Annotated in this window: 1 protein-coding gene; it reads left to right on the plus strand. The window is 71.4% G+C overall.

The genetic code is table 11. The annotated features are described in order from the left end of the window. Nucleotides 1-409: ketoacyl-synthetase C-terminal extension domain-containing protein (locus tag H4281_RS45075; protein ID WP_220508834.1), on the plus strand; the 409-nt coding region annotated here is incomplete at both ends.

Raw genomic sequence — 409 nt, forward strand, 5'->3', positions numbered from 1 at the left:
GGAGGCCCGGGACTGGCCGGAGACGGACCGTCCGCGCCGGGCGGGAGTGTCGTCGTTCGGCATCAGCGGGACCAACGCACACGTTGTCCTGGAACATGTTCCGGGCGATTCCGCGGCGGTCGAGCCGGAGCGGGAACTGAGTGTCGTGCCCTGGGTCTTCTCCGGGGCGACGCCGGATGCGGTGCGGGAACAGGCCCGGAAGCTGGCCGCACGCGTCCGGGCCGATGACGACGTTTCGCCGGTCGACGTGGCGTTCTCGCTGGCCACGACGCGGTCGGCGTTGGCATGCCGGATCTCGGTGGCGGGACGTGACCGGGACGAACTGCTGCGCGGAGCGGACGCGGTCGCCGACGGGGAGCTTCCGGTGGCGGCCTCCGCTGGCTCAGGCGATGTGGTGTTCGTTTTCCCT

The organism is Amycolatopsis dendrobii (genome assembly GCF_014145675.1).
Classification (GTDB): domain Bacteria; phylum Actinomycetota; class Actinomycetes; order Mycobacteriales; family Pseudonocardiaceae; genus Amycolatopsis; species Amycolatopsis dendrobii.